We start from the raw sequence: 5022 nt of genomic DNA, 5'->3' as shown, positions 1-5022 counted from the left end.
AAATGGTAATAAGAAAGCCGCTGCTTAACCCCTAAGCAGCTTAACAACGTGTCCACGATTTGCGGGCAACCCCAGTTTTGTACGTGAATTTTACCGTAGTTGGTGTGTGGGGGTGGTGCAATTTTAGTGGGGGTGGTTGTGGAGTTTGGTTAGTTGGTTGATTTGGATTTTGCCCATGATGTTGCGTGGGAGTTTGTCGATGAAGTGGACATCTCGGGGGATGGAGTGGTCGGCGAGGTTTTGGGCGACGTGTTGTTGGATTTGTTTTGGGGTGAGGGTGTGGGGTTTGTGTGTGACGACGTAGGCGGCGATTCTTTGGAATGTGTCTTTGTCTTCGACTCCGATGCATGCTGCTTCGGCGATTTCGGGCATTGATTCGATGGTTGCTGTTACTGATTCTGGGTGGACGTTTTCTCCGCCGACGATGATCATTGAGTCTGAGCGGCCGAGGACGTGGAGTTGGTTGTTGTTATCGATGTATCCGGTGTCGCCCATTTGTAGCATTCCGTCTTGGGTGTATGGGGGTTTCTTGTTTGGGTTGGTGTAGCCGGTGAGCATCATGGGGCTTTTGATGGTGATTTGGCCGGTTTTTCCTTGCGGTAGGGGGTTTCCTTGTGGGTCGCGAATGGTGACTTGGACGCCTGTTACTGGTGTTCCTACTGTGGTGGGGTCGTTGGCGAGTTGTTGGGGGTTAGCGCAGGCGATGAGGTCGGCTTCGGTGGAGCCGTAGATGGTGGTGAGGATGGGGCGTCCGAAGTGTTGGTTTACGTCGTGGACGAGTTGTGGGGTGACTTTGTTTCCGCCGGAGCCTATCCATTTTAGGCTGCTCATGTCGTATTTTTTGTCGAGCATGTTTTTGTAGAAGATTGGGGAGGTTACGGCGCCGTCGCATTTGTATTTTTGGATGATTTGCATGCCTTTGTCGGGGTCGAAGTGCCGGGACATGATCATTGTGCAGGTTCCTGCGATGGCGATGTTGAGGGCTCCGATGCCCCAGGTGTGGAAGAGGGTGCAGGGGATGTAGACGGTTTGGTTGGCGTGCCAGTCGAGGTTGTCGAGGATGGCGCCGAGGGTTACTGGGAAGGTGGGTTCTTTGCGTTGGATTCCTTTGGGGGTTCCTGTTGTGCCGGAGGAGTAGAGGATGTAGGGGGTTTGTTTGGGGATGAGGGGGAGTTTGATTTTTTGGGTGGTTTGGGTGATGTGGTTGAGGGTGATGTGGTTTGGGTTTGGGGTTGTTGTGGTGTCGTTGATGATGATTTTATCGGTGTTGTGGGGGATTTTGGGGAGGAATTCGGGGTCGGTGATGATGAGTTTGATGTTGTTTTGTTGGATGAGGTTTTTGATTTGTTCTGGGGAGCCTTGGATGTTGAGCATGTTGGCTATTGCGCCGTTGTAGGAGCGGGCGAGGATTGCTGTGGCGGCTCCGGAGGAGTTGCGGGCTAGGATTCCGTAGTTGAGTTGGTGGGGTTTGAGGTTGTGTTGCTGTGCGTAGTTTGTGAGCCATTGGGCGAGGCTGCGTGCGTTGTGGCGGAGTTGTGCGTAGGTGAGTTGTGTGTCGTCGTCAATGATTGCTGTGGTATTTGGGGCTATTTGGTAGGCGGTTTCGAGGTTGCTTGCGGGGGAGAAGCGGTAGCGGGCGATGTTGCGGAGGCCTAGTAGTTTTGCTTTTGCTGGTGCGTTGTGGGTTAGGAATCCGCGTTGTTTGGTCATTTTGAGCATGTGCTGCATGCCTTGGATGGTTTCTTTGGTGGTGTTCATTTGTTCTCCTTCTGTGTTTGGGTTAGTGGATGTTGCGTGCGATTTCTTGGGCCATGTGTTTTTGGCCTAGTGAGGTGGGGTGGGCGATGAGGTTTTGTTCGGGTAGGCCGTAGTAGTTGGAGTTTCGTTGGTGTGGGGGTTTGCACCATCCTTCGGGGTCGTTTGGTGGGGTGATGTAGTTAGTGTGTGTTTCTTGTGCTGCTTGTCGGATGGTGTTGTTGACTTCGGTGAGGAAGTTGTTGATGTATTTGCGGTCGTTGAGGGAGAGGTAGCCGCTTTCGGGGCAGCGGTGTTCTGGGGTGGCTGCTGTGTAGTATCCGGTGAAGAAGATTTGGGCTTGGGGTGCGCGTTTTTTGGTGTCGTTGGCTATGTCGGTGAGGCGTTGTTTTAGGTTTCGGCCGGTGATGTCGGGGTTGTGGATGCTGGCGTCGGTGATGGGTTTTGCGATGGGGGCGCAGTCGGGGAGCCCTGGGATTTGGATGTGTGGTGTGCAGGTTGCGAAGAGGGCGGCTAGTCCTGCGTCGTTTCCTCCGAGTGTGATGGTGACTAGTTTGGTGTCGGGTGTGAGGTGTTGTTTTTGTGGGGCTGGGGCGGTGAAGGGGAGTGCGTGGTGTTGGGGGTTGTCGTATTGGTAGGTGAATGCCCAGGCGCAGGAGGCGTCGTCGAGTTGTAGGTTGAGTTGTTTGGCTAGTTGGTGTGGGTAGTTGTCTTGGTCTTTGACGCAGGCTGGGGTGCTGCCAGGGACAGGTTGTGTGATGGTTCCGGTTGAGGCGTAGGAGTCGCCGAGTGCTACGTATTTGTCTCCTGGTTGGAGGGCTTGTGCGGTGGGGGCTAGGAGTGTGGTTGTTAGTGCTGCGGTGGCGAGTGCTGTGTTGATTTTTGTGGTTTTCATGGGTGTTTTCCTTGTTAGACGGGAAATTCCCGTGCATTTTGGGGTTGCACGGGAATCTTTGTTGTTTGGGTCACTTAGCGAGGTTGTGTCCGATGAATTGGCCGTAGGCGTGGGTGCCGTGGGCATTGAGGTGGAGAGGAAGATTGCCTGGTGCTGGTGGCATGATGTCGATGAGGTTTACCCACCAGCGGTCTGGGGAGCAGGCGTCGTGTCCTTCGGACATTGGCCATGCGTCGAGGAAGGTGGCGTTGTTTTGTTGTGCTACTTCGCGGAGGGCGTTCTGTAGGCGCTGCTCGGTACCTGCAGTGTTGCCGGCCGGAATGGGGAGGGGGTTGGATGAGCCGAGTCCGCTGTTGTAGCAGGACATGTTGTTGAAAGAGACGTGGGGGTAGCCGACTACCATGACTTTGGCGTTGGGTGCGTGGTGGTGGGCGATGTTGATGGCATTGCGGAGGCCGTTGCGGATTGCGCGGTCTGATGCTTGGACGTCGGGGCCGTAGGGATAGGTGTCATTGGCTCCTGCGACGATGACTACGTTTTTGGTTTGTGGGTTGAGGTCACCGTGTTGAGCTGCGGTGCGCAGGGCGTTGTCGATATGTACACCGCCGGTGGAAAAGGAAGCGCCTGCGCATTGGTACTGGTCGACGTGTGCGCCGCCGGATGCGTTGGCGATTTCGTCGGCGATGGCCCCGTCTGTAACACAGCCGACGCCGGTGTTTGCTTTGATGTTTGCTTTATTCTTCCAGTAGTCAGGCACGGTTGGGTTGGCTACTACGCTGTCACCGGTGAGGACGGTGTTGCCTGGTGTTGCGGCGAGGGCGGAGGTGTGTCCTGCGATGAGAGCTGCGGTTGCGGCTGCTACTGCTGCGAGTTTAGTGGGGGATTTCATTCTTGTTTCCTCTTATATTGTTGTTTCTCCTTGAGGTTTCTAAGTTTAGGTTAATGGATTTTTAGCTGAATGTCAGTTTGTGGGCTTGTAGATTGTGAGGTTACCCTCGTTTAGTGGACACCCTATTTGTGCGGATCTTGTGTCCGTAAGAGAGGATGTTCATTGTGAGTCAACAACGCCAGAAAATACACACCTGAGTATCGACGTGAAGCCGCAAACCTGGTAATCGAGTCAGAACGCCCGATTGCTCATATGGCTAAGGAGATTGGTGTCGCACCAGGTCTTTTAGGTCGGTGGGTGAAAAATGAGCGTCAACGCCTAAGGTTCCTCGGATGGGCTAAGCCAAGCGGATCTTCGTGCTGAGAATGCTCGTCTGCGTCGTGAGCTGGCAGAAGCCAAGATGGATAATGAGTTTTTGTCACAAGCGACAGCCTTCTTCGCTTTAAGGCAACGCGATCAGAAAAGTTCGAATTGATGCAGCCAGAGCAAGGCGAATTTCAGTATCAAGCGCATGGCACGCCTTTTAAAAGCGTCTCGGTTGGGATACTACACATGGGCCCATATGCAGCAGCAACGCTTATCCGGAAAAGATGATCGTGCGGCATTTTACGATGATGTCGACCGCAAGATTCATCAGATCTGGACAGATTCTGACGAAGTCTACGGTGCCCCACGGATTACTGCAGAACTCGCCGAGGGTGGGGTCTATGTGAATCGCAAAACCGTGGCCAAACGCATGCGGATGATGGGTATTGAAGGCATCTCACCCAGGGCGTTTGTTCCCGTAACGACGATTCAATCCAAGCGGAAGTCAACGCTTCCAGACCTAGTGAAACGCCTATTTGATCAAGGGCAGCTTAATCGAGTGTGGATGTCGGATATTACCTATCTACGCACGAATGAGGGCTGGCTGTACCTATGCGTTATCCGCGATGGACACTCCCGCCGAATCCTGGGATGGGCTATGGATGGCGTTTTAAGATACATTTCTGGTCGAACGGGCCCTGCGGATGGCGTATACGTTGCGCGGTGACGTTCCTGATGGGCTGGTGTTTCACGCTGACCGCGGAACGCAATTTACCAGTGAGAAGCTTTGGGAGGTGTGCCGCAACCTGGGCATTGCTCAGTCCGTAGGGCGTACTGGCGTGTGTTTCGATAATGCGATGGCTGAGTCGTTCTGGTCGACGCTTAAGACCGAGTTCTACGACCGGAAGCGCTGGTCAACCCGTGATGCCGCACGCAAGGCCGTTGCCTACTGGATTGAAGTCGTCTACAACCGTCGGCGCCGGCACTCCGCACTCGGGATGGTCAGCCCCGTCGACTTCGAGAACCATATTGGTTTAACCACCAGCAGAAAAGAAATAGCTGCCTAACCACTAGGTAGCTCTACTATGTGTCCACGATTTTGGGGTTGCCCGCAAATCGTGGACACGTTGTTAAGCTGCTTAGGGGTTAAGCAGCGGCTTTCTTATTACCATTTTGA

3 protein-coding genes and 1 pseudogene are annotated in these 5022 nt (G+C 53.9%); 1 reads left to right on the top strand and 3 read right to left on the bottom strand.

The annotated features are described in order from the left end of the window. Positions 1–123: 123 nt before the first annotated feature. The 3 genes from ABRP66_RS11365 to ABRP66_RS11355 form a co-directional block, all read right to left on the bottom strand. A complete protein-coding gene (locus tag ABRP66_RS11365; RefSeq protein ID WP_349838697.1) occupies positions 124–1758 on the bottom strand; it encodes an AMP-binding protein in 1635 nt (544 codons plus the stop codon). Positions 1759–1780: 22 nt separating this feature from the next. Then, positions 1781–2650 carry an SGNH/GDSL hydrolase family protein gene (locus ABRP66_RS11360; protein ID WP_284783757.1) on the bottom strand — a complete coding sequence of 290 codons (870 nt, stop codon included), beginning with the start codon at positions 2648–2650 and terminating at the stop codon, positions 1781–1783. 70 nt (positions 2651–2720) lie between these two features. Next, the gene (locus ABRP66_RS11355) at positions 2721–3539 is read right to left on the bottom strand and encodes a GDSL-type esterase/lipase family protein (protein ID WP_284769968.1); all 819 of its coding nucleotides are present in this window, start codon (positions 3537–3539) and stop codon (positions 2721–2723) included. A 180-nt stretch (positions 3540–3719) separates the two neighbouring features. On the opposite strand from ABRP66_RS11355, the pseudogene ABRP66_RS11350 reads away from it, so the two are divergent. Beyond that, a pseudogene (locus ABRP66_RS11350) lies at positions 3720–4912 on the top strand (IS3 family transposase); the annotation flags it as partial. Positions 4913–5022 lie beyond the last annotated feature (110 nt).

It is taken from the genome of Corynebacterium sp. KPL2680 (assembly GCF_040225675.1).
In the GTDB taxonomy this organism is placed as follows: Bacteria; Actinomycetota; Actinomycetes; order Mycobacteriales; family Mycobacteriaceae; genus Corynebacterium; species Corynebacterium rhinophilum.
The sequence above is the reverse complement of the archived record's forward strand: the minus strand, read 5'-3'. Positions and strand labels throughout refer to the sequence as shown.